Below are 25012 nucleotides of genomic sequence, written 5' to 3' on the forward strand. Positions count from 1 at the left end.
CGTATGTCCCTCCTTGGATAACCTCGTTTTTAGGAAGCGATCTGCATTACTTCTCTTCGTTCAAGCCTTTTTCTAACGCTTTCCAAGCTAATGTTGCACACTTAATACGCGCTGGAAATTTACATACACCTTGTAATGCTTCAATATCTCCTAAATCAATGCTGTCATCATACTCTTTTCCTAGCATCATATCAGAGAAAATTTTCGAAAGCTGAAGTGCTTCTTCAATTTTCTTTCCTTTTACTGCTTGCGTCATCATGGAAGCGGAAGACATAGAGATAGAACAGCCCTCTCCTTCAAACTTCGCTTCTTGAACAATCCCGTCTTCTACTTTCATCGTAAGTTGAATGCGGTCGCCGCAAGTTGGATTGTTCAAATTCACCGTAACACTATCTTCTAACACGCCATGGTTACGTGGATTTTTGTAATGATCCATAATAACTTGACGATATAACGTATCTAAATTATTAAATGACATTTGTGAAATACTCCTTTGTTTTCATCAGCGCTTCGACAAATGTATCAATTTCTTCTTTTGTGTTATATAAATAGAAGCTCGCACGTGCTGTAGAAGAAGCTTTTAGCCACTTCATTAACGGCTGTGCACAGTGATGCCCTGCACGAACCGCAATCCCTTCTACATCTAATACTGTTGCCACATCGTGCGGATGTACTTCATTAATATTAAATGTAATAAGACCTGCACGTTTTTTCGGACCATAAATTGTAACACCGTCTACTTCTGATAGTCTTTCTAAAGCATACTGCGCTAATTCATGCTCATGCTTTTCAATATTGTCAAGACCGATTTCTTCTAGGAAATCAATCGCAGCTCCAAGTCCGATTGCATTCGCAATAATTGGTGTACCTGCTTCAAATTTCCACGGAAGCTCTTTCCACGTAGATTCTTGTAAATCTACAAAATCGATCATTTCACCGCCAAATTCAATTGGCTCCATATTGTTAAGCAATTCCTTCTTACCATATAATACGCCGATACCTGTAGGTCCGCACATTTTATGAGCGGATAAAGTGTAAAAATCACAGTTTAAATCTTGTACATCCACTTTCATATGCGGCGTACTTTGTGCACCATCAACGACCATAATTGCGCCGTTTTGATGTGCGATTTCTGCAATTTCTTTTACAGGGTTAATCGTTCCAAGTACGTTTGATACGTACATAATAGAAACGATTTTCGTATTTGGCGTAATCGTTTGACGAACATCCTCTAATGAGATTGTTCCGTCTGCTTGAAGCGGAAGATATTTTAGCGTTGCGCCTGTTTTCTTAGCAACTTGTTGCCAAGGAATGATATTACTATGGTGCTCCATGTAAGAGATAACAATTTCATCGCCTTCTTTTACATGTTCCATACCATAACTTGCCGCAATTGTATTTAACGCCGTTGTTGTACCGCGCGTAAAAATAATTTCTTCCATAGATTTTGCATTAATAAACTTACGAACTTTCTCACGTGCGCCTTCATACGCATCGGTTGCTTTCGTACCGAGCGTATGAACACCGCGATGCACATTTGAATTGTACTCTTTATAGTAATGTTCTAACGTTTCAATGACTTGAATCGGTTTTTGAGAAGTTGCCGCACTATCGAAATAAACAAGTTGTTTGCCGTTCACCTTTTGATCAAGAATTGGAAACTGTTTGCGTATTTCATGAATATCCATTAGCGAACTTTCCTTTCGATTACCTCAACAAGCTGTGCTTTTACTCCTTCGATCGGAAGCTCATTTACTACAGGTGCTAAGAATCCATGGATGACTAAACGTTCTGCTTCTTTCTTCGGAATACCACGGCTCATTAAGTAGTATAGTTGTGTAGGATCTACGCGTCCTACGGAAGCTGCGTGACCTGCCATTACATCGTCTTCATCAATTAAAAGAATTGGGTTTGCATCGCCGCGTGCTTTTTCATTTAACATAAGAACGCGAGAAGATTGTTGTGCATTTGATTTAGATGCACCATGCTCAATTTTACCAATTCCGTTAAAGATAGATGTTGCGCTATCTTTTTGTACACCGTGTTTTAAGATGAAACCTTCAGAGTGTTTACCGAAGTGAACAACTTTTGTTGTAAAGTTTTGTGTTTGATTGCCACGGCCGATTGTTACTGTTTTTGTATCAGCAAATGAACCATCGCCCATTAAGTTCGTTACGTTCTCAGAAATTGTATTTCCATCGTTCATAAGACCTAATGCCCACTCAAGACGTCCGTCTCGTCCAACTACGCCACGGCGGTTTACGTAAGATGTTACGTCTTTTGCTAATAAATCAACCGCACCAAATTTCACTTGTGCACCTTGTTCTACAATTACTTCTGCCACGATATTTGCAATACCTGTAACAGTTTCATTTGCCACGTAGTTTTCTACATATGTTGCAGAACTGTTTGCATCTGCAACGAATAGTACGTGGTTATACACATTTGCTTCTTCGCCGTCCACTAAGAATACAGATTGAATCGGTGTTTCAAGAACAACGTTTTTCGGAACGTATACGAACGCACCACCGTTGATTAGTGCAGCATGAAGTGCTGTTAAACGATGCTCGTCAACTTTCACGCCGTCCTTCATTACATATTTTTGCACTAGCTCAGCATGCTCAGTTGCAGCTGTTACGATATCTGTAAAAATAACGCCTTTTGTTTTTGCTTCTTCTGATAAAGAAACGAATGCAGTTGTACCGCTGCGCTGTACAAGTACGTTATTATTTTCATCGATTAAATTTCTCACTGATTCTGGAAGTTCTTCTAAAGAACGTACAGGCTCTTGTTTTGCAGTTTTACCTTTGCCGATAAAATCCCATTTATCAATTTTCGTTTTATCTGGTGTTGGCATTGGAAGTTCAGTTGCCTTTGCAAGAGCTTGTAAGCGGAACTCAGTCAACCAAGCAGCTTCATTCGCTTCACTTGCAAATTGACGGATAGAATCTTGATCGAAAGGTAATGTACCAATTGTCATGTTTATGCTCCTCTCTTACGCTTCTTGCTCTTCTGTTTCGTCTTCAATACCTAGTTCTTTTTTAATCCAGTCGTAACCTTCAGCCTCTAAACGTTGTGCAAGCTCAGGACCGCCAGATTTCACAACACGACCATTCATCATAACGTGTACATGATCTGGAGTGATGTAATTTAATAAACGTTGGTAGTGCGTGATCATTAAGCAACCAAAATCTTCGCCGCGCATTTCGTTAATACCTTTAGATACAACTTTTAATGCATCGATATCAAGACCAGAGTCAATTTCGTCTAAGATTGCGATTTTTGGCTGAATCATCATTAATTGAAGAATTTCGTTACGTTTTTTCTCACCGCCAGAGAAACCTTCATTTAAATAACGTTGTGCCATTGATGGATCCATTTCTAGGAATTCCATGTTTTTATCTAATGTACGAATAAATTTCATAAGAGAAATTTCATCGCCTTCTTCGCGGCGCGCATTAATTGCAGAACGTAAGAAGTCAGCATTTGTTACTCCGCTAATTTCACTCGGATATTGCATTGCTAAGAATAGACCAGCTTGTGCACGCTCATCTACTTCCATTTCTAATACATCTTCACCATCGATGATGATGCTGCCTTGTGTTACTTCATATTTTGGGTGACCCATGATTGCAGAAGATAAAGTTGATTTACCTGTTCCGTTAGGTCCCATAATTGCATGGATTTCTCCACCTTTTACTTCAAGGTTTACCCCTTTTAAAATCTCTTTTCCATCAATTGATACATGTAAATCTTTAATCGTTAATGTAGAACCAGCCATCTCAATACCTCCAATAATTCTATATATACATTTTAAAAATTCCTAAAACGTTCACATTCTCATTTTATTCTCATTCTAATTTTATATCAAATAAAATGATATCGCAAACGTAGAAAAAATGTAACAATTTTTCTACAAATCCGAACAGGAATTTTCTGCACATTATATTATGATACACCTTTCTTCCTAATTATATAAAGAAAAAAGGGCTAAGAAATTCCAGCCCTTTTTTTCCATTATTCACTTACAGGAAGCACTGCTCCTTTGTATTCTTTCTTAATAAAATCTTGAATTTCTTTTGAATGTAATACTTCTACAAGTGCTTTAATTTCTTTCTTATCTTTATCCCCTTTACGAACAACAACTACGTTTGCATATGGAGAATCCTTACCTTCAATTGCAATTGCATCTTTCTCTGGATTTAATTTCGCATCAATCGCATAGTTTGAGTTAATTAAAACTGCATCGCCTTCTTTATTGCTATACACTTGCGGTAATAAACCAGGCTCAATGTCTGTTTTGAACTTCAAGTGTTTCGGATTTTCCGCAATATCTTTTATAGTCGCTTTAACAGGTTCTACACCGTCTTTAATTTTTAAAATACCCTCTTTTTGTAAAATTGCTAACCCACGTCCATGGTCAGCAACGGAGTTACTCATAATGATTGTTGCTCCATCTGGAAGGTCTTTTAAGCTTTTATACTTTTGAGAATATACACCGATTGGCTCTAAATGAATTTTCCCTGCTACTTCAAAATCATATTTTTTATCTTTCATTTCTTTCTCTAAATACGGAATGTGTTGGAAATAGTTTGCATCAAGATCTTTACTAGCTAACGTTTCGTTTGGTAGTACATAGTCTTGGAATTTTTTAATTTTTAATGTAATACCCTTTTTCTCTAATAGTGGTTTCGCTTTTTCTAAAATAACCGCATGCGGTACGTTAGAAGCACCAACTACAATTGTTTTCTTATCTTTTGCGCCGCTACCACAAGCAGCCAATGCAAATACAAATACAGCAATAAGTGCTGAAAATAATACCTTTTTCATATTCTGACACCCTTTCTTTTTCCCAATATTCTAAATAGTCATTTTATAGAAAGTCTTCGTCTGAGACGAAAACCACCCTTTATCTTTTATCAAGCCGCTTCGTAAAGAAATCACCAAGCACTTGAATAATAAATACGATCACAAGCACAAGAATTGTTGCCATAAGAGTTACATCGCTATTACCCCGCTGGAATCCCTCTAAATAAGCAAGTGTTCCAAGGCCGCCTGCACCAACCACTCCAGCCATCGCCGTATAACCAACAAGTGCAATTGCTGTTACAGTAATACCTGAAACAAGCGCTGGCAAAGATTCTGGTATTAATACTTTTAAAATAATTGTACTCGTCTTTGCTCCCATCGCTTTCGACGCTTCAATGACACCTTTATCAATTTCACGAAGGGCAATTTCAACCATTCTCGCATAAAACGGCGCTGCTCCCACAATTAATGCTGGCAATGCAGCACTTGCTCCGAGAATTGTATTTAGAAGAAACTTCGTAAAGGGAATGAGTAAAATAATTAAAATAATGAACGGGATAGAACGAAAAATATTTACAAACGCGCCAATTACAACATGAACCGGTTTGTTCTCCCATAAATTATCTTTTCCCGTAAGAAACAGTAATAATCCAAGAATAAGCCCCAATACAAGCGTTGCCAGTGTGGCAACTCCCGTCATATATAACGTTTCTCCGGTAGCTTCTAACATTGTATCCCAATCAACATTTTGAAACAGATTATCCATGTGCAATCACCTCCAGCTCGACTTGCTCTTGTTGAATCGTTTCAATTGCTTTTGCAATCACATCTTCGTCGCCATTTAAGTGGACAATTAAGCTGCCATACGCCCCGTTTGTCGTTTGTGCAATATTCCCTTGCAGAATGCTCACTTCCACTCCATCTCGCTTCATTAAATCCTGTAAAACTGGTCTTTCTACTGCTTCACCAATAAATTGCAGTTTCACGACCTTTCCTTCCGGGTACTTCTCTACTAAATGCTCAATTGCTTCATCTGCATCTTCAGAATCTGTTATTTGCTTAACGAAGCGCTTTGTAATGTCTTGCTGCGGATTACGAAATACATCTAATACGCTGCCACTTTCAACAATCTTTCCTTTCTCCATAACAGCAACGCGGTTACAAATTTTTTGAATGACATGCATTTCATGTGTAATGAGTACAATCGTTAACCCAAGGCGCTTATTAATATCGAGAAGCAAATCTAAAATTTGATCTGTCGTTTCTGGGTCTAGTGCTGACGTTGCTTCATCGCATAATAACACTTTCGGATTATTTGCTAATGCTCTCGCAATACCAACGCGCTGCTTTTGTCCACCACTTAGCTGAGATGGATACGCATCGCCTCGTCCTTCCAAACCAACAAGACGAATCAATTCATCTACACGCTGATTTCGTTTCTCTTTTGTCACCCCAGCAATTTCAAGCGGGAAAGCAATATTTTCACGAACAGTTCGTGACCAAAGTAAGTTGAAGTGCTGAAAAATCATCCCAATTTCTTGACGTGCTTCTCGAAGTTCCTTACCTGTAATTGCCGAAATCACCCGCTCTCCAATCGTAATCTTTCCAGACGTTGGTTTCTCCAATTGATTAAACAAGCGTATTAACGAACTCTTTCCGGCACCGCTATATCCGATAACCCCGAAAATCTCGCCTTTTTCTATTTGCAAATTCGCATCATCCACAGCAGTAACATCACCGTGTTTGGAGCGATATATTTTCTTTACATTTTCTAATATGATCATCGATGTCACCCCTTTTTAATTAAAAAGCGTAAGCGGCTCGTTTAGAACAAAAGAGCGTTGGAACTCCTGACGCAGAGGTGCTTTTTGCCTCATAGGAAAGAGTGAAACGACCAATTGTTCTAGCCGCTGAAGCTAGATTATAAAAAGCGCAAGCGGCTCTCCGCTATAGCCATAAAAACGTTTTGTTCTTCAAGCGTCTTCCTGCACTGAAACAACAAAAAAACCTTTCTGCTTTAAAATGAGCAGAAAGGTTTATATACATAAATTACTATTATCCTTTCCTCTCATCTCTCAAAGCATTCGCTTTGCAGGAATTGGCACCATTTCAACATAAGTTGACGGTTGCCGGGTTTCACAGGGCACAGTCCCTCCACCTCTCTTGATAAGAGAAAATCAGATATAAAATTCGTCTGATTTTATCGTTATGAAGTTTTCGTTATTTTATGTTTTGAATTGTATCAACGCGTGAAATAGATGTCAACAGAAATTTTCGCAAAGAATAAACTTTCTGAAACTTAAGCGCCAACTCGTAGCGGTTTACAAATATGAAATACAGATTCTAATAATAACATCGTTCGATATGTCCCTCTATATGTAATTGCATTTCTGCGCAATAGCAACTGCAAACGAACTTGCCCTGTAATCAACAACTGCAGATCTGTTTCTTGAAAACAAACAAGCTCTTCTGTCCCCACCGCACCGTTTATAAGTTCAATTTTCTCTCTTGAAATATTTAATGAATAACACTCATCTTGGAAAGTAAAACAAACAACCCTTTCGAATTGTGGTAATAGTGGTTCTAAGTGACATTGCGTATTGGCATATGTTACAAATGATTGAAGCAGTGAATACAATTTCAACTTCATCACACTCCTCATATCACGTTTTACATATTACCATTCCATTTCTATAACACGCTCTCCTGTATTATTCTCTCGACAAAAGCTGTACGAAAAACGATTTATTTCTTACTATTTCCCAAGAAATATGTCGAGGCGGCAAAATTTTTGCCGCCTATTGTAATTCCATATATAAATATTTCACAGATTGAAATGCGTATATTTTCTTTACAAGTTGGTTCTTCTCAAATATAAGCAAACACGGAACACTTTCAATTTTATACTCCAGCGCAAAATGCGGTACATAATTTACATTCAGCATCCCAATTTCTAAATCAGGCAACGTTGCTTCAACAACCGTTAACATTTTTTTAGCAAGCTGACACGTACCGCACATTAGCGTATATACGTATAACACCGTTTTATCTTGATCTCTAACTGCAACTACTGCTTCATGCCCTGTCCACTCAATCATTGTACCCTTCCTTACCGTAAAAATTCTGTATAGACGTCAATGTCAGCTCCCCATAAAACGTTCGCTAAATGAGATGATGGTGCAGTCGCAACCTCTCGATACGAACGATCAATGTAAATATGTTCAGCACGTGGAAATTCTCGACGAAACTGTTTGCGTAATTTCTCTCCTGCATCATCTGCATCCACAAGAACATACACTTCTTTATCGTACAGCTCGTCAATGAGTTCATCCATTTTCGACAAACCAATTGTACCATTTGTACAAACAATTTCCACCGGTTCTCTAATAATCGCTTCGATCTTTCTCTTATCTGACTTACCTTCAACAATAATTACTTTTTCCACATAGATCACTTGGCATCACCCGATCACCATATACTATGATACAACATCACCTTTAGTATATAGTATATTCGATATTTTAATGTTGTTTCCTGTTTATTTTTGTGAAGAAAAGCGGAAGCGGCTTGGTCAGAATCAGAGGAATCTTTTCCTAGAAAGAAGCAAGGAAGACAGTTTCTTATACAACTAAAAAGGACAGCTCATAGCTGTCCTTTCCAAATTAGTCTTGATTAATCATTTCTTCGTATTGCTCTGCAGTTAATAAGTTATCTACTTGACCTGCATCTTCAAGTTCAACTTTAATCATCCATGCACCTTCATATGGAGATTCGTTAACAAGCTCTGGCTTGTCATTTAACTCTTCGTTTACTGCTACAACTTTACCTGCTACAGGCGCGTATAATTCAGAAACTGTTTTAACAGATTCAACGCTTCCGAATGGCTCGTCAGCTGCAATTGTTGCACCAACTTCAGGAAGTTCCACGAATACAATATCTCCTAATTCGTGTTGTGCGAAATCTGTAATACCAATAATAACTTGGTTGCCTTCAACTTGTACCCATTCGTGCTCCTCAGAGTAACGTAATTGTTTTGGAATGCTCATGTCTGTACCTCCAATGAATGTATTAATTATGTAAAAGCACCTTATTGGTACTTTTTCCACACGCTTTCAAATTGCTCTTCATTAAAGCCAACCGTTACATCATTACCGCCTGTTACAATTGGTCGTTTGATCAACATGCCATCAGAAGCGAGCATGTCTAACATTTCCTCTTCACTTGCATCTTTTAGCTTGTCCTTTAACCCAAGCTCACGGTAACGCATCCCACTTGTGTTAAAGAATTTTTTTAATGGTAATTCACTATGTTCATATATACTACGAAGTTCTTCCTTAGAAGGTGGATTTTCGACAATATGAACCATTTCATATACTACATCATTTGCGTCTAACCATTTTTTTGCCTTTTGACATGTTCCACATTTTGGATATGAATAAAATGTTACTGACATACATTCACCTACTTTTCACTACTCTTATCATATAAAAAATATCTTTTTATTTCAAACTTTAACTTATTTCGCTAAAAATTTATTTTTTCCTGCAAAATCTTTGCTTTTTCGTACATTATTAAAGCATTTTACTAATCGTAAAATAATTAACTTATTATAACACCCACAAAAACAATTCTTAATTTTCAGTCTTATTTTTAAATATTAGTTAAACCTTTATATTAAAATACTAAAATTATGATTATCTTAAATACAATATATTTAGACTTATCACAACAATTCATTTTTTAAAAAGGGTGTTGCTAGTTTTCAAATGAGAGGAATGGACCATTCCTCTCATTTTTAATATGCAATATTGCATATTAAAAGGAATTGCTAATTTCATTATTTTAAAATACAATAAAAGTGTAATAACAAAATTTTCTGAAAAGGGAGGAATTGGATATGTCAATCGCAATGGCAATCTTATCATTCTTAGGTGGAATCATTCCATTTATACAACAGTTATTAAAAGCATTTATGTAAACATATTTTGCACTTATTTTTAATAGTCATCACACAAATGGTCTGTATATCAAACGAACACGCTTCTGATATACAGATCATTTGTGTGTTTAAGTAATTAAGAAAAAGACGCTAAGATTTTTTGAAATGAGAGACGACTTTATATTAATTAGTCGTCTCTTTTTTTATTTGCATGGTTGATTTAATATTTCTGTACTTGATGATGCTTGCATTTGAACTGTTTGTACACTTTGATTCGTACTATGAAGTCGAACATATGCCTTAAACAAACGTTTGATTAAGACCACAAATTCGAACATACGTCTTAAACAAACGTTTGATTAATTGTATCTTCCCCTACATGCAACCATATCAGTAACTTACAATACAATATATATAAGTCGCTGCTACGCAGAACAAACATGACCTGCTCTCGCCCACCTAAAAAGAAAAGGTTTTTATATCGTTTTTTCAAGTTGTATTCATATAATGACAAAACTGTAAGGTTATTCGTAAAAAATGTAAGAAAAATCAATAGCTCATTTACACTTTTTTTATTATAATTTTTCAAGTTATTATATTACAAATAGGAGAACTACTATGAAAAATAATAAGTTTTCAGCCTTAATTCCATTATCTTATATACTCCTACTCGTACTTGTAAGCCCTCTTTATGACGTACTAAATCACTTAACAGTAGGTGCTGTAAATGTAACAACAAGAGCAGACGAATGGATTCCATTTACTAAAGAATTTATCGTTCCATATTTACTTTGGTTTCCTTATTTATACGGCGCTCTTATTTATTACTTCTTTGCTGATCGAAAGCTCTATTACGTTACATTAAGTAGTGTACTATTAGGTAAACTCACTTCTTTTAGCATCTATTATATGTGGCAAACAACAGTAATACGCCCTGAAGTGATCGGCAATGATATATTTGCTAATTTAGTGCGCTACATTTATAGTATCGATCAACCTGTGAATTGTTTTCCTAGTATTCACGTACTCACAACATTTGTCATTATGATTACAGCCTATAAGCGAAAGGAACAAAACAAATGGGTATATAACCTGCTAACATTTGTTGGCGTACTCATTATTTTATCTACTTTATTTACAAAACAGCACGCCTTCGTAGATGCGGTAGCAGGCGTCGTACTAGGAAGCTTCCTTTATGCAGCCATGCACTATGTATTTGAATCACGTGAGCAAAAGGTTACTGTGCAAGCTGGAGTATAACCTATAACAACAAAAGCAGACTGTGGCTTCTTCAGTCTGCTTTTCTCTATGTAAGAGGAGATTTTCAAATTGGCATATTTTTAAACACTCTTACTAGTCTTTAAGATTGTGGTACAGTCATGTCGCCAGGTTTAATGCGACCTGCTTTTTTCAAAATCATATACATTATATAAGAAACAGCTACTGGAATTACGATATAAGTAATCACCATCGCTGGAACAACGCTCAATCCTTTGCTTGAAATCAAATTAATTGGTGCGATTAAAGAACTAAGTCCAAGACCTGCAATCTCTTTCCCTGCTGTTATTTGGAATACAAGTGCTGATACAGGGCCTACAATCGCACTCGCAACAACAGTTGGCACAAGGATCATTGGGTTTTTCGTAATGTTCGGAAGTTGTATTTTCGGTGTACAAAGAGCTTGTGCTAAAATACCGCCTAAATTATTTTCTTTCGCAGAAATAACAGCGAATCCGATAAATTGAGCGACACATCCTGCAAGTGCAGCACCACCCGCCACACCATCTAGGCTAAGTGCAATTGCTAGAGCTGCCGATGACGCTGGAGACATTAATAACAATCCCCAAACAACTGCAAGTACAACAGATGCGATAAATGGGTTACCAGCTGAGCTATCTTTAATAAATGCACCAACTGCATGTAAGACCGGGCTAATATTATGAGATAGCCAAATACCGACTAAACCTGAACCTAATATTGCCGCAAACGGAACGAGCATCATATCTAAAGCTGTTTTTCCGCTTAACCGTTTACCGATATAAACTGCTAACGTCGCTGTTAATAACGCGCCGATTGGTTCACCAGTTTTAATCATCAAACCGGCTGCAGTAATCGAAATCGATCCTGCTCCAATCGATCCTGCAACCATCGCTGAGAAAATGACAAGTCCATTTGCTCCGAGCATAAAAGCAATCCCTGCTCCAATTGCCGGCGCCATAAGTGATTTCGCAACAATTCCGATTGTAATTAACATTGGAATATCGACAATTCTTCCGATATTCTCAATCAGTAGACCAATTCCAAGAGATACGAAAATACCTTGTGCAATTCCTGCAGACCCTTTAAATATACGAGGCATGATATATTCCTTCATCTGTTTACCTTCTTCTAATCTAGCAACCAATTATTTTCATATAGTCCCGTAAAATGTCATTTGATTGTGCAAATTGGCTTTCTTCAGCTTCTGTTAAGTTCAGCTCAACAATCTCTTTTACACCATCTCTTGTTATGATAGCTGGGACACCTGTACAAATTTCATATTCACCATATTCACCATCTAGAATTGTTGCTACAGCCATAACACGATAATCATCATTAAAAATAGAACGTGCAATATAAGCTAAGGAGTTCCCGGTGCCGTAATAAGTTGTTCCTTTTCGTTTAGAAATTTCTAAACCCGCTTTTGCAGTTTGTTCAACAATCAAATCTAAATCAATATCTGCAAATCGTTCTTTTTGCTCTTCTAAAATTTGGAGAATTGGTTTTCCGCCAACTGTTACATGAGACCAAGCAACCATTTGTGAATCGCCATGTTGTCCTAATGAGTAACCCTGAATGCTACGCGGATCTACCTCAAATATTTCAGACAAAATTGTTCTTAAGCGAGAAGAATCTAAAGATGTTCCAGTACCAATCACGCGGTTTCTCGGAAAACCGGATAACTTCCAAACTTGATAAGTCATAACATCAACTGGATTAGAGGCAATTAAGAAAATACCTTGAAATCCGCTTTCCATAACTCCTGATACGACACTTTCCATAATTTTTGCACCTGCTCTTAAAACATCAAGACGACTTTGTCCTGGTTTTGGAGTAGGTCCTGCTGTAATAATAACAATATCCATATCCTTACAGTCTTCATAAGTTCCTGCATATACTTTTGTTCTTGTATTTGTAAAATTCATGCAGTGTGACAAATCCATCGCTTCGCCAACTGCTCGTTCATGATTAATATCAATTAACACTAACTCTTCACAGATTCCTTGATTCACAATAGAATACGCACAGCTAGATCCAACTAACCCAGTACCTATAATTGCAACTTTTCTAGTACTTCTATTCATGATGATCTCCCCTGCTTCTTAATGTAGTCTTCTTTGTTTTATATACCTCACACGTTTTATTATAGAAGCTTTCACTATAGAAACCATGTACAACTTGTGAAAAGTATCACAAATAATATAGACATTTTATGTCCCTTTGCACATAATTTCGACAAAGTTCCGAATGTTTTACTTTCAAAAAAACGAGTAACGTCTCAATCACGTCACCCGTTTCTAACTCTGTTCTTATCCCGCTATTCGCGGGCAGTAAGACCCCCACCTCAAGCTTGAGAGAGAGTATTGTCCAGTTCCAGTGGCTAGAATGTTCGGCGGCTTCGCTTCTTCCTACGAGGTAAAAAACACCTCTACGTCAGAAGCTCCATCCCCCTCACATTCTGGACGAGCCACTTCCACTTTTCTTCGTTGTCCAGCTCTAGCGGCTAGAATCTCTGGTCGTTTCGCCCCCTCGGACGAGGCAAAAAGCGCCTCTTTGTCAGGGGCGTGGGCGTCCTGCGATTCTGAGCAAGCCGCTTCCGCTTTTCTAAAGAAGATAGGTGGGGGATAACTGCCCAATTGGGCGGGCTTTCCATCAGTGAGAAAAGCGCCACTGATGGAAGTTTCACTTTATTGCATACTTAATTGACTCTTCAATTGCTGAACAATCGTTGGATTTGCTGGAGCTGCTGGTTGGTAATAATTCTTTTGCTTCGCGTATTCATACAGATTACGTTGACGTGCTTCGTCTTGATTACGAATTTGAATTAACGTTTGATATAATTGCTCGTTATTCGTTTGAGCAATATAATTCGCATAGCCTGTTAAACTTGCATTTAATTCAGCTAAATAATCATTCACCATATCTTTTTCATTCATGTTCTTTACACCCCTATCCTAGAAAAGACATTAATTGTTGCTTCGTATTTTGTGCATCTTGCACATCTTTTTGTAGCATCTGCTTCAGCTGCGGATCCGTACATGCCTGTGCATAATCTTGTAATTTGTTAATAACTGTTGCATGCCCGCCAATAAGATGACGTAAATTTTCCACTTCAAGCTCATTTAAATTTTGCATCGTAACAGCCTTCCTTTCTTTGTTCATTCAACATTTAGTATTTATTTATTTTTGGATTGTATGCACGAAAAAACCTTAGAATCGCTTCTAAGGTTTACTCTTATTTATACTCAAGCCGCAAAGCCAAATACATCTGTAATTAACGAAAGAATTAATAACACAACTACTACACCGCCGGCTACTCTTGCTATAAATTTCTTTTGTTGCTCTACACTCGAAACAACAAATCGGAAATATAATATACCACCTAACGCAATAAGAATACATTCCAACACAATACCAATATACGGAAATCTCCATAACTCAAAACCCAGCAAAGGAAAGTCTCCAAAATTGCTTGGAAGTAACGGCAAATCAGCGCGATGCACAAGTAGATCAAGAATCCAATGACTAAAAACTATCGCTCCAATAACAAAGTCACTTCTTTTTCCCAAAAACTTCCTACCCACTATTCCTGCAAAAAAGGCAATACACAGTGCTCCTATTAAAGAGTGTGAATAATCCGCATGAATCACCGCTTCACCATAGCCATTACCACCAATAGGCTCTATTGTTTCTACTCCTAAAACATAAAGCGGCACAAAGATGACGTCCAATAGTTGTGTGCTTAACATGAGAGCCCAAAGCGGTATTTTCGGTGCCTTCGCTTTCACTGCTGCAGCTAAGCCAAAATGTCCTGCAAACATTTCACTTCACATCCTTTAGCACTTTCGCCTCTAACAAACCGCAACCTACTGTAAAAAGAAGCATAAACAGCAAAAAATTCATGGTTTCTCTCTCCTAATTCACTCTTTTATAACATGCAGCCCTTTAATAAACGTTTCTAGTAATAAATGTAAACTTGTATCTAAATTCAGCGGCAACCCAAATCCACCTTGCTGTTCAATCGATGCAAATCCGTGACAAATACTTCTTAGTCCGCGTGTAGCATGAAGCGCCCGCTCACCTTCTAAACCGTATTGTTGTAAAACACGAAGACAAAGCTCTACAATTCCATCACCTGCTTGTTGCACTTCTTCATCTCGTAAAAAAGTTGCTTCATACAATCCAGGATGCTTTCGGACAAACGACACGTACGCTCCTCCTAATGCATGAATTGCTTCATCCATACATTTATCCTCTACCGCCTCTTTCAGCGCCCCATGCAACTGTTCTATTCCGTAAATACCAAGATTTTTCCGTACATCTTGTAACCCTTTCACATGATTATATAGAGAGGGAGAACGTATTCCCAGCCTTTGCGATAATGACGCTAATGTTACTTCTTGTATCCCATTTGCATCTGCAATTTCTGCCGCTGTATCTACAATTTTCTGTAATGTAAGTCCGATTCTCGGTGACATAAATTAACCCTCTTTCATACTTTCTACATTTCGCTTTGCTTCCTCAATGGCACGGTCTATTGCAGCGCCTGGATCCTTTATCATTTTCCCATGCCCTGCCGCAAGTAAGGAAGGCTCATATTCTCTTAGCCTTTCTGCACTCTGTAATGCTATTTCTTTACTCCACGTTGCCATTGCAGGAAACGGAAACCAAAATTTCATTTGTCCCGAAACAGCCATGCCCCCTCTAGTTTGAAATGCATCCCCGGCAATAAGAGCGTTATTTCGCGTATCAAGAAACGACATGGAGCCTGGTGTATGCCCCGGCGCCGCTATCGCAAGCAGTGATCCGATTCGATCTCCATCCTCTAATAAAACATCTGGTCTCGTCTTCACTTTTTTAGGTACACCGCCTTTTATTGGCGTATTTGGTTCATCTCTTTGTAATGTCGTATCTCCTTCTAACAACCGTGCATCCCGCTTAGAAATATAAACAGGAACATCAGGAAGTACTTCCTTTAATGCGTCTAGCGCACCGATGTGATCATCATGTGCATGTGTTAATACAATATTAGTAATCGGTTTTCCTATTTTCTGAGCCGCTTGTAAGATACCTTTTGCGCTATATGGCAGTGCCGCATCAATTAAAGTTAAACCATCTTCTTCCTCCACAAAGTAACAATTCACAGGAAACACTCTTGGTAAAAATGACAATTGATATACTGTTTTTTCGTGCATCATTCTCATATTTCCAGCTCCCCTTCTTAAAAACTAATGTCGTTAGTTTTATTATACTAATGGCATTAGTTTTTGTCACTGAAAATTCCATTTTTGTGCAAAAAAAGAAAGCAGAGTCGCTTTATATCAACAACTCGACGATCTCCCATGTCGAACATTATCGAAGAGTCGATATACTGTGTCGAAACGTCGATAAATGGTAAATTTGCGTCGATATATCACAAATAACGCCGATAAATCCGCTATTTGCGCCGATATATTGTCAAACGCGAAAAAAGGAGCTGCCCTCCAAGGCAGCTCCTTTTTTTCCATCAGTGAAAAAGCGTCACTGATGGAAGTTTTACTTTATTAAACTGTATAACGCTCATCCTCTAACACTTTCGCTGCAATTTCACGTTTCTTTGGAATGACGTTAATTGGTGTGTGACGTGTTAGTTTACGAAGTGCAGATATCATCATGCGCAGCATATCGCCATTTTCAACAGCGATAATTGTTTCTTTTGCATCTGCTTCGATTTGGTTGAACGCTTCTTGGCAGAATACTTCTGTGTAAAGAACTTTTTGTTTGTTCTTCTCAAGGCCAGTTACTTTGATTGCTTTTTCTGTACGAAGAACAGCTGATTCCATTGCGTATAAGTTATTTACGATATCCGCAATGTTCACAAGAACTTCTTGTTCTTTATCTAAGCCTTTACCGTATTTTTGAGCAGCTAAACCAGCAACCATTAAGCCGATTTTCTTCGCATTTTTCACTAAATGTTTTTGAAGTGCTAATGGCTCATCGCCTACTTCTTCTGGCATCATCATCATTAACTCTTCTTGTAATTTTTGTGCTTGTTGTAAAAGTGGTAATTCACCTTTCATTGCTTTACGTAGGAACGTGCCTGGTACGATCAAGCGGTTAATTTCGTTCGTACCTTCGAAAATACGGTTAATACGAGAGTCGCGGTACATTCTTTCAATCTCGTACTCTGCCATAAACCCGTAACCACCATGGATTTGGACACCTTCATCTACTACGTAGTCTAGCACTTCAGAACCGAATACTTTGTTTAAAGAACACTCAATTGCATATTCAGCAATAGAAGCTGCAACAGCTTTTCCGTCTTTTACTTCTTCTTCGGATAATGTGCTCATACGGCTTTCAAATAAACCAACTGTACGATATACAGAACTTTCCGCTGCATAAATTTTCGCTGCCATATTTGCAAGTTTCTCTTGAATTAATGGGAAGCGAGCAATTGGTTGTTTAAATTGTTGACGTTGATTTGCATATTGCGCTGAAATTTCTAACGCACGTTTTGAAGAACCAACTGTACCAACACCTAATTTATAGCGGCCGATATTTAAAATGTTAAAGGCAATGACATGACCTTTACCAATTTCACCAAGTACATTTTCTTTTGGTACTAATGCATCTTCTAAAATTAATGTACGAGTAGACGAACATTTAATACCCATTTTCTTTTCTTCTGGGCCTGTAGATACGCCTGGGTATTCTCTCTCTACGATGAACGCTGTGAAATGTTCGCCATCTACTTTCGCATATACAACGAATACATCAGCGAAAGCAGAGTTTGTAATCCATTGTTTTTCACCGTTTAATACGTAGTGTGTACCCTCCGCATTTAAGCGAGCCGTTGTTTTTGCACCTAATGCATCAGATCCAGAACCTGGCTCTGTTAATGCGTATGCAGCTAACTTTTCGCCTGTTGCTAGAGCTGGTAAATATTTTTTCTTTTGCTCTTCGTTACCAAATAATACGATTGGTAACGATCCAATCCCAACGTGCGCACCATGCGTAATTGCAAAGCCGCCTGCAAGAGAAAATTTCTCTGAGATTAATGCAGAACTAATTTTATCAAGACCAATACCGCCGTACTCTTCTGGTACATCGGCACCTAATAAGCCAAGCTCGCCAGCTTCTTTTAATAAACGAACAGAGCGATCAAACTCATGTTGTTCTAAATATTCTAGTTCTGGTAATACTTCATTTACGATAAAATCTTCTGTCGTTTTTGCAATTAATTTATGCTCATCGCTATAATCTTCCGGCGTAAACACTTGCTCGATTGTAATATCATCAATTAAAAAGCTACCGCCTTTTACTGCGCTTCCTACTGTTTTTTCCATGAAAAATTCCTCCTTCATATTTTCATAGGCTGCTTCTCTTGTTTTCAGAGAAGCTAGCCCTCCCTTTGTTTTACTTCCACTTTTTATAACAGCTCAAATACTCCAGCAGCACCCATTCCGCCGCCGATGCACATTGTTACAATGCCGAATTGTTGATCGCGGCGTTTCATCTCATGAATAAGAGATAATGTTAATTTTGATCCTGTACAGCCAAGCGGATGTCCAAGGGCAATCGCTCCGCCGTTTACGTTTACTTTTTCTTCATCTAGTCCAAGTTCGCGAATAACTTGGATGGATTGCGATGCAAATGCTTCATTTAGTTCAAATAAGCCGATATCAGATAACTCTAAGCCTGCTAATTTTAATGCTTTCGGAATCGCTGCAATCGGACCAATTCCCATTACTTCTGGCGGTACACCAGCTACTGCGAAGGAGCGGAATTTCGCCAGCGGCTTTAGCCCGTCGCTTACTGCTTTTTCACGATCCATCAGTAATACTGCCGCTGCGCCGTCACTCATTTGTGATGAGTTACCAGCAGTTACAGTGCCGCGCACATTAAATGCTGGGCGCAGTTTCCCAAGTACATCTAACGTTGTATCTGCTCTTACTCCTTCATCTTGTGAGAACACCATTGTCTCTTCTTGCAGCTTGTTATTTGCTCCAACAGTGCGAAGCATTACATCAACAGACACAGTTTCATCTGCAAACTTTCCTTCTGCTAATGCTTTTGCTGCACGCTGATGACTTCTTACCGCAAATGCGTCTTGCTCTTCACGGGAAATGCCATATTTTACAGCGACTTGTTCTGCTGTATGTCCCATGCCCATATAATATTCCGGAGCCGCTTCAACAAGGCGGCTATTCGGACGAACAACATGCCCCATCATTGGCACTAAACTCATTGATTCAGCGCCGCCGGATAGTACAGCCTCTGAATGACCAAGCATAATACGCTCTGCACCGTAAGCGATACTTTGCAGGCCTGAAGAACAGTAACGGTTAATGGTAATAGCCGGAACGTCATAAGAAAGTCCTGCTAGCCCGCCGATATTACGTGCCATATTTAAGCCTTGCTCTGCTTCTGGCATCGCACAGCCAAAAATTAAATCGTCAATTGGACCGTCATAGTTATTTGCGCGTTTTAACGTTTCTTTTACAACTAATGCTCCTAAGTCATCAGGACGCACTGTATTTAATGATCCTCTCTTCGCTTTCCCGACAGGCGTTCTTGCCCCTGCAACAATAACAGCTTCTCTCATGAACAATCTTCCTCCTTAGTTACGTAATGGTTTTCCTTTTACAAGCATGTGCTGCATTCTTGCTTGTGATTTCATTTCGCTCACTAAACTAATAAACGCCTCGCGTTCAACATCTAATAAATATTGCTCATCCACTTCTGTTCCGTATGGGACTTTTCCTCCAGCAATGACATATGCGAGTTTTTTCGCAATGTGCAGATCATACTCGGAAATGTAGCCGGATAAATGCATTGCTTCTACTCCAAGCGCAAGCGTTGCATATCCTGTTTCCCCAACAACTGGAATCTTTTTACGAATCGGTGCTTTATAGCCAGCTTCATATAAAGCAAGTGCTTTTTGTTTTGCATCGTATAGTAAGTGATCACCATTGACGCTAATGCCATCTTTATCGCCTAAGAAGTTATGAGAAACTGCTTCTTGCGCAGATGTGGAAACTTTCGCCATCGCTACTGTTTCAAACACTTTGTTTGCGACTTTTTGCAGATCAAACTCAACACCATTTGCCATTTTGTTCAAATGTTTGATGTATAGCTCTTTATTACCGCCTCCGCCAGGGATTAAACCAACACCAACTTCTACTAATCCCATATACGTTTCACTAGAAGCTTGAATACTAGCTGCCGGTAAGCAAACTTCTGTACCGCCGCCAAGTGTCATACCGTAAGGCGCTGCCACAACTGGTTTTGAGCAGTACTTCATTTTCATCATTGCATCTTGGAAGTTTTTCACAACCCACTCAATTTCAAAGTAGTTGTCATCTTGCGCTTCCATTAAAATCATTGCAAGGTTTGCACCTACGCAGAAGTTTTTCGATTGGTTCCCAATAACAAGTCCTTTATAATTCTTCTCTACTTCATCAACAGCGTAATTAATCATTTGCGTAATATCCATGCCAATTGCGTTGCTCTTAGAATGGAACTCTAAGCAAAGAATGCCATCTCCTAAATCAATTAGGCTCGCACCGCTATTTTTCTTTAATACGCCATTTTTCTCTTTCAATTGTTTTAGAGAAATTGCCTTTTTATTACGAACAATTTGTTTGTATTCACCGTTATCATAGTAATAGCTCTCGCCATTATCATGTTTATAGAACGATGTAACACCTTTCTCAATCATTTCTTTTACCCAATCTGGAACAACTTGACCGTTCTCTTCCATCTTCTGAATGGATTTTTCAACACCAATTGCATCCCAAATTTCAAATGGACCTTGCTCCCAACCGAAGCCCCACTTCATCGCATTATCAATTGCGACAATATCATCAGCAATTTCTTTCGTAAGCTTCGCTGCATATAGAAGAGTTGGTGTCATAATGTTCCATAACAATTCACCAGCACGGTCCTTTGCATATACAAGCGCTTTCAATTTATTCGCTAATCCTTTTTCTTGTTTACTTAGCTCGATAGAAGCTGCTTTTAATTTTTTACGTGCTTCGTATTCCATCGTTTCAGGATTTAACTCTAAAATCTCTTTTCCTTGTTTTAAGAAGAAACCTTGACCTGTTTTACTTCCAAGCCATTTTCTTTCTAACATGTCATGCATGAAAGCTGGTACCTTGAAGACTTCACGCTCTTCTTCTTGTACATTTTCATATACGTTATTTGCAACGTGAACGAATGTATCTAATCCGACAACATCTAATGTGCGGAACGTTGCGCTTTTTGGACGGCCAATTAACGGACCTGTTACAGAATCTACTTCTCCAATGCTATAACCACGTTTTACCATTTCTTGCAGCGTTACAAGCAGTCCATACGTACCGATGCGGTTTCCAATAAAGTTTGGTGTGTCTTTTGCAACAACAACACCTTTGCCAAGTACATCTTCGCCAAATAATTTCATGAAGTCTAACACATGTGGATCTGTATCTTTTGTTGGTATAATCTCAAGAAGTTTTAAATATCGTGGTGGATTAAAAAAGTGCGTTCCTAGGAAATGTTTTTTGAAGTCATCTGAACGCCCTTCGATCATCTTTTCAACGGAAATACCCGATGTATTTGAGCTCACAATAGAACCTGGTTTACGAACAGCTTCTACCTTTTCAAATACTTTCTTTTTAATATCTAAATTTTCAACAACCACTTCAATAATCCAATCAACATCAGCAAGGCGCTCCATATCATCTTCCATATTGCCCGCTTCAATTAACGCTAAGTTTCCTTTTACTGTAAGAGGAGCTGGTTTTTGCTTTAATAATTTTTGCAGCGCTCCGCTACTGAAACGATTTCGTACACTTTTATGTTCTAATGTAAGTCCCTTCGCCTCTTCTTCCTTCGTCAGCGTTGGTGGTACAATATCAAGCAATAATGTCGGTATACCGATGTTAGCTAAATGTGCAGCAATTCCAGAACCCATTACCCCAGAACCAAGAACTGCAGCCTTTTTAATTTGGAACATCCAATTCTCCCCCTTATTCTTGAATGAATGCTCATTCAATTTTTCGACAAGCGTCGCAATCTATGAATGAGCCTCTACTAATAAATATATGATATCATTTAAATTTTCGCAATATATTTAAAAATAAAATTTTCTGAACTTATTTCTTTTTTTATATTTCGGGCATGATATGTAGTGAACTTCCCTTCTTAAAATAATTGGTTAAGCGGAGGCATAACTTATGGCTAAAATTAAGAAAAATCCATCAAAAGCAGGTATTAGTTCGACAAGCGTAACAGGAAGTGCTAGTCCAGTTGACCGCGGCATCGAAAAAGGCCGCCAAGGAAATAATCAACAATATAAAAAACAAAACATGGGTGAAAAATAAGAGTACAAATATAGGCAGCGAACATGGCATAATAAAAAATGGGCTATATCGCTGCCTATTCCATACATAAAAGAGGGTACAGAATGAAACGAACCATTACACTACTTGTTATTACAGCTACATTATTTATTGCAATGATTTTTTCTTTATATGCACATAGGCAAAAAGTTAAGGCTAATCAGCCTGATATATCCGGGAAATATGGCGTGACGATTGATGCAAAAACAGGAGATATTTTATCCGGAAAAAATGAACATGAACGATCCCATCCAGCAAGTGTAGCAAAAATGATGACGGCTCTCCTTTTACTGGAGAACGTAAAAGAAGATGAAGAGATTACCGTGACAGAGCATGCGATAAAAACAGAAAGCCAAAGTAAAAAAATTACACTACATGCTGGAGAAAAGTTAAAGCGTAATGAGGCATTAAAGCTCATGCTTGTCATTAGTGCCGACCCAATTGCCGAATCCATTGCAGAGAATATCGCCGGTTCCAAAGAAAAGTTTGTAAAAATGATGAATGAACGAGCAAAACAACTCGGAGCAAAACATACAACATTTAAAAACGCAAGCGGAGCTGATGCGCTTGGAAATAAAATTTCACCTTATGATTTAGCACTTATTACAAAAGAAGTATTAAAGTTTCCAATAGTCTTACAAGATATGAATACCATTCATACAACATTGAAAACATCCATGCAAACGAAAAAAATCGCAAACTATGGACGTGAAGAATTGTACGCTGATCCATATGCCATTGGAAGTAAGAGCGGCCTTTCTGCGCTAGCAGAATATACAGTCGTCACAATAGATGAAAAAGACGGTAAAAGGGTTATTACAGTTGTCCTTTCTTCTGGCCGAGAAACACTATATCCCGATGCCAAAAAGATGGCAGAATATGCTTTTAAACAATTAAAATAACCAAGGAAGTTTAAACTTCCTTGGTTATTTTTTAACCATTCCTTTTAATACAAATGCTACGTTAGCTGGACGTTCTGCTAAGCGACGCATGAAATAGCCATACCAGTCGTTTCCATATGGTACGTACACGCGCATTTTATATCCTTCTTTCACAAGCTCAAGTTGACGCTCTGTACGAATGCCGTACAACATTTGGAATTCAAACCGATCACGCGAAATGTTGTATTCTTCAGCAAGTTTTTTTGTATATTCAATAATTGCATCATCATGTGAAGCGACTGCTGTATAATTACCATTTAATAAGTGCGTTTTAATAATCTTTTTATAATTTTCGTCTACATCTTTCTTTTCTGGGAATGCAACTTCCTCGGGCTCTTTATACGCCCCTTTTACAAGACGTAAATTTGGTGTATACGCATTTAAATCATCTATATCTTTCTCTGTTCGATATAAATATGCTTGAATTACTGTACCAACATTGTCATATTCTTCTTTTAACTTCTTGAAGATGTCAATTGTTTTTCCGCAACGTGAATAGTCTTCCATATCAATTGTTACAAACACACCGTTTTCTTTCGCTGCATCTAAAATACGGCGCATATTGTTCATAACTAAATTTTCTGAAATGTCTAGACCCATAGAAGTCATTTTTAATGAAAGCTGAGAATCTAGCTTTTCACGACCGATTGCACGAATTGCTTCAATTGATTCATCCGCCATCTCATTTGCCTCTGCTTCGTTATCAACAAATTCCCCCAAATAGTCGATCGTAACGCAAAGGTTTTGTCTGTTTAAATCTTTAATAGCAGCTACCGCTAAGTCAATTGTTTCTCCCGCAACAAAGCGCCCTGCTCCAAAGCGTAAGCCGTACTTTTTCGCCAGTTTTGTTAGCGCTTTATTTTTTGATAAAAACAGGAAAGAATTACGCATTAATTGTTCCATGTCTTTCACCCCTATGACTGTACTTTGTCTGTTTTTTCCCCTCTTCTAAATTATATCATTGTTTGAAATTATTTGATACAAATAATTATTTAGATAATTGACACAATAACACGATAATGTTTGCATATCTGAATTTTAAAAAGAAAAATCACAAAAAAATTTTTCGACATACAGAAATGTTAAGGGATGAATAGCCAGGTACATCTCTCGGCAGCAAATTCGACAAATGTTTTGAGTATCCTATCCTCTCTATAATTTAAAACGCAAGTATCCCTTCGCTTTCATATAAAATTGATATATAGATAAACATTATACAAAAATAATTCATGGGCAATTTCGCTTTCTCTCCCTGCATGTGACAGGAAAAGGCCCTGACCGCTTCTACGCACGGCCAGATGCTCCCGTCCATCTAAAAAGAAAGGTTTTTGGTCGCTGTTTCAACATGTATACATAGTTTTCTTTTTTACTTCTTTTGTCTATGTTCGTCATTCAACCTTTTAATTTCTGTAATTAACTGTATCATCTCTTCTTTCGCATCTGGATACGTTTCATTCCAATGCTTTACAAGAGCTGGCATCGTTTTAGCGATATACGAATATAACGCCCACTTCTCAACCTTTTGCTTATATTCTTCATCGCTCTCTCCTAATAAGAGCTCTGTATACTTCTCTAACAATCCATCAAACTGTTCTTGAAATTTGTCGCTCATTCCTCTCATTCCTCCTTCGTATTTCTATAAAGTTGATAATAAACAAATGTTTTATCATTCGTCAAAAAAGAAGCAGCCTAAT

27 protein-coding genes and 1 riboswitch are annotated in these 25012 nt (G+C 38.0%); of the genes, 3 read left to right on the top strand and 24 right to left on the bottom strand.

What is annotated here, in order from left to right; genetic code table 11:
* Positions 1 to 46: 46 nt before the first annotated feature.
* From sufU to MR076_RS00285, 12 genes are all read right to left on the bottom strand, one after another.
* Positions 47 to 478: a Fe-S cluster assembly sulfur transfer protein SufU gene (gene sufU, locus MR076_RS00230; protein WP_035433100.1), complete on the bottom strand. Its 432-nt coding sequence runs from the start codon at positions 476 to 478 to the stop codon at positions 47 to 49.
* A complete protein-coding gene (gene sufS / locus MR076_RS00235) occupies positions 468 to 1688 on the bottom strand; it encodes a cysteine desulfurase SufS (protein ID WP_242216596.1) in 1221 nt (406 codons plus the stop codon). The genes sufU and sufS overlap by 11 nt, the downstream gene beginning before the upstream one ends.
* Positions 1688 to 2980 (bottom strand): Fe-S cluster assembly protein SufD, encoded by a 1293-nt coding sequence (sufD, locus tag MR076_RS00240; protein ID WP_242216597.1) that lies wholly within the window; start codon positions 2978 to 2980, stop codon positions 1688 to 1690. Before sufD ends, sufS begins: the two co-directional genes overlap by 1 nt.
* A 15-nt stretch (positions 2981 to 2995) precedes the next feature.
* Positions 2996 to 3781, bottom strand: coding sequence for a Fe-S cluster assembly ATPase SufC (gene sufC, locus MR076_RS00245; protein ID WP_035433106.1), 786 nt, complete (start codon positions 3779 to 3781; stop codon positions 2996 to 2998).
* A 236-nt stretch (positions 3782 to 4017) separates the two neighbouring features.
* A complete protein-coding gene (gene metQ, locus MR076_RS00250; protein ID WP_242216598.1) occupies positions 4018 to 4830 on the bottom strand; it encodes a methionine ABC transporter substrate-binding lipoprotein MetQ in 813 nt (270 codons plus the stop codon).
* 79 nt (positions 4831 to 4909) lie between these two features.
* On the bottom strand, positions 4910 to 5575 hold the full coding sequence (locus MR076_RS00255; protein WP_242216600.1) for a methionine ABC transporter permease: 666 nt from the start codon (positions 5573 to 5575) through the stop codon (positions 4910 to 4912).
* Positions 5568 to 6593: a methionine ABC transporter ATP-binding protein gene (locus tag MR076_RS00260; protein ID WP_242216601.1), complete on the bottom strand. Its 1026-nt coding sequence runs from the start codon at positions 6591 to 6593 to the stop codon at positions 5568 to 5570. The genes MR076_RS00255 and MR076_RS00260 overlap by 8 nt, the downstream gene beginning before the upstream one ends.
* Before the next feature lie 281 nt (positions 6594 to 6874).
* A riboswitch (SAM riboswitch) is annotated at positions 6875 to 6982 on the bottom strand.
* Between the two features lie 126 nt (positions 6983 to 7108).
* Positions 7109 to 7453, bottom strand: coding sequence for a hypothetical protein (locus MR076_RS00265; protein WP_242216998.1), 345 nt, complete (start codon positions 7451 to 7453; stop codon positions 7109 to 7111).
* Between the two features lie 154 nt (positions 7454 to 7607).
* Positions 7608 to 7907, bottom strand: a complete 300-nt coding sequence (locus tag MR076_RS00270; RefSeq protein WP_242216602.1) for a thioredoxin family protein — start codon at positions 7905 to 7907, stop codon at positions 7608 to 7610.
* A gap of 11 nt (positions 7908 to 7918) precedes the next feature.
* A complete protein-coding gene (locus MR076_RS00275) occupies positions 7919 to 8263 on the bottom strand; it encodes a toprim domain-containing protein (protein ID WP_242216603.1) in 345 nt (114 codons plus the stop codon).
* A 208-nt stretch (positions 8264 to 8471) separates the two neighbouring features.
* Positions 8472 to 8855, bottom strand: a complete 384-nt coding sequence (gene gcvH, locus MR076_RS00280; protein ID WP_242216604.1) for a glycine cleavage system protein GcvH — start codon at positions 8853 to 8855, stop codon at positions 8472 to 8474.
* Between the two features lie 41 nt (positions 8856 to 8896).
* Entirely contained in the window at positions 8897 to 9262 is a 366-nt protein-coding gene (locus tag MR076_RS00285) for an arsenate reductase family protein (RefSeq protein WP_242216605.1), read from the bottom strand.
* A gap of 1104 nt (positions 9263 to 10366) precedes the next feature.
* On the opposite strand from MR076_RS00285, the gene MR076_RS00290 reads away from it, so the two are divergent.
* Positions 10367 to 11008 (top strand): phosphatase PAP2 family protein, encoded by a 642-nt coding sequence (locus tag MR076_RS00290; RefSeq protein ID WP_242216606.1) that lies wholly within the window; start codon positions 10367 to 10369, stop codon positions 11006 to 11008.
* A gap of 100 nt (positions 11009 to 11108) precedes the next feature.
* On the opposite strand, the gene MR076_RS00295 is transcribed toward MR076_RS00290, so the two are convergent.
* The 10 genes from MR076_RS00295 to MR076_RS00340 all read right to left on the bottom strand — a co-directional run bounded on the left by MR076_RS00295 (position 11109) and on the right by MR076_RS00340 (position 21992).
* A complete protein-coding gene (locus MR076_RS00295) occupies positions 11109 to 12122 on the bottom strand; it encodes a PTS sugar transporter subunit IIC (RefSeq protein WP_242216607.1) in 1014 nt (337 codons plus the stop codon).
* A gap of 19 nt (positions 12123 to 12141) precedes the next feature.
* Entirely contained in the window at positions 12142 to 13092 is a 951-nt protein-coding gene (locus MR076_RS00300) for an L-lactate dehydrogenase (RefSeq protein WP_242216608.1), read from the bottom strand.
* A gap of 603 nt (positions 13093 to 13695) precedes the next feature.
* A complete protein-coding gene (locus MR076_RS00305) occupies positions 13696 to 13944 on the bottom strand; it encodes a spore coat protein (RefSeq protein WP_242216609.1) in 249 nt (82 codons plus the stop codon).
* A gap of 13 nt (positions 13945 to 13957) precedes the next feature.
* On the bottom strand, positions 13958 to 14143 hold the full coding sequence (locus MR076_RS00310; protein ID WP_242216610.1) for a hypothetical protein: 186 nt from the start codon (positions 14141 to 14143) through the stop codon (positions 13958 to 13960).
* 110 nt (positions 14144 to 14253) lie between these two features.
* Positions 14254 to 14829, bottom strand: a complete 576-nt coding sequence (locus MR076_RS00315; RefSeq protein ID WP_242216612.1) for a permease — start codon at positions 14827 to 14829, stop codon at positions 14254 to 14256.
* 99 nt (positions 14830 to 14928) lie between these two features.
* Complete coding sequence (locus tag MR076_RS00320) at positions 14929 to 15486, bottom strand: TetR/AcrR family transcriptional regulator (RefSeq protein ID WP_242216614.1); 558 nt, start codon at positions 15484 to 15486, stop codon at positions 14929 to 14931.
* A 3-nt stretch (positions 15487 to 15489) separates the two neighbouring features.
* Positions 15490 to 16212, bottom strand: coding sequence for an MBL fold metallo-hydrolase (locus tag MR076_RS00325; protein WP_242216615.1), 723 nt, complete (start codon positions 16210 to 16212; stop codon positions 15490 to 15492).
* Positions 16213 to 16551: 339 nt separating this feature from the next.
* Entirely contained in the window at positions 16552 to 18336 is a 1785-nt protein-coding gene (locus tag MR076_RS00330) for an acyl-CoA dehydrogenase family protein (RefSeq protein ID WP_242216617.1), read from the bottom strand.
* A gap of 83 nt (positions 18337 to 18419) precedes the next feature.
* A complete protein-coding gene (locus MR076_RS00335; RefSeq protein WP_242216618.1) occupies positions 18420 to 19595 on the bottom strand; it encodes an acetyl-CoA C-acetyltransferase in 1176 nt (391 codons plus the stop codon).
* Positions 19596 to 19610: 15 nt separating this feature from the next.
* Positions 19611 to 21992: a 3-hydroxyacyl-CoA dehydrogenase/enoyl-CoA hydratase family protein gene (locus MR076_RS00340; RefSeq protein ID WP_242216619.1), complete on the bottom strand. Its 2382-nt coding sequence runs from the start codon at positions 21990 to 21992 to the stop codon at positions 19611 to 19613.
* Between the two features lie 220 nt (positions 21993 to 22212).
* Between MR076_RS00340 and MR076_RS00345 the strand changes: the two genes are divergently transcribed.
* Both MR076_RS00345 and MR076_RS00350 read left to right on the top strand, forming a co-directional pair.
* Entirely contained in the window at positions 22213 to 22359 is a 147-nt protein-coding gene (locus MR076_RS00345; RefSeq protein WP_242216620.1) for a YuzL family protein, read from the top strand.
* A gap of 83 nt (positions 22360 to 22442) precedes the next feature.
* Complete coding sequence (locus tag MR076_RS00350) at positions 22443 to 23279, top strand: D-alanyl-D-alanine carboxypeptidase family protein (RefSeq protein ID WP_242216621.1); 837 nt, start codon at positions 22443 to 22445, stop codon at positions 23277 to 23279.
* A gap of 24 nt (positions 23280 to 23303) precedes the next feature.
* On the opposite strand, the gene MR076_RS00355 is transcribed toward MR076_RS00350, so the two are convergent.
* Positions 23304 to 24221: a proline dehydrogenase family protein gene (locus MR076_RS00355; RefSeq protein ID WP_242216622.1), complete on the bottom strand. Its 918-nt coding sequence runs from the start codon at positions 24219 to 24221 to the stop codon at positions 23304 to 23306.
* Between the two features lie 463 nt (positions 24222 to 24684).
* Complete coding sequence (locus tag MR076_RS00360) at positions 24685 to 24930, bottom strand: YusU family protein (protein WP_242216623.1); 246 nt, start codon at positions 24928 to 24930, stop codon at positions 24685 to 24687.
* Between the last annotated feature and the right edge of the window lie 82 nt (positions 24931 to 25012).

Source organism: Bacillus cereus group sp. BfR-BA-01380 (assembly GCF_022663535.1).
GTDB classification, from domain to species: domain Bacteria; phylum Bacillota; class Bacilli; order Bacillales; family Bacillaceae_G; genus Bacillus_A; species Bacillus_A cereus_BB.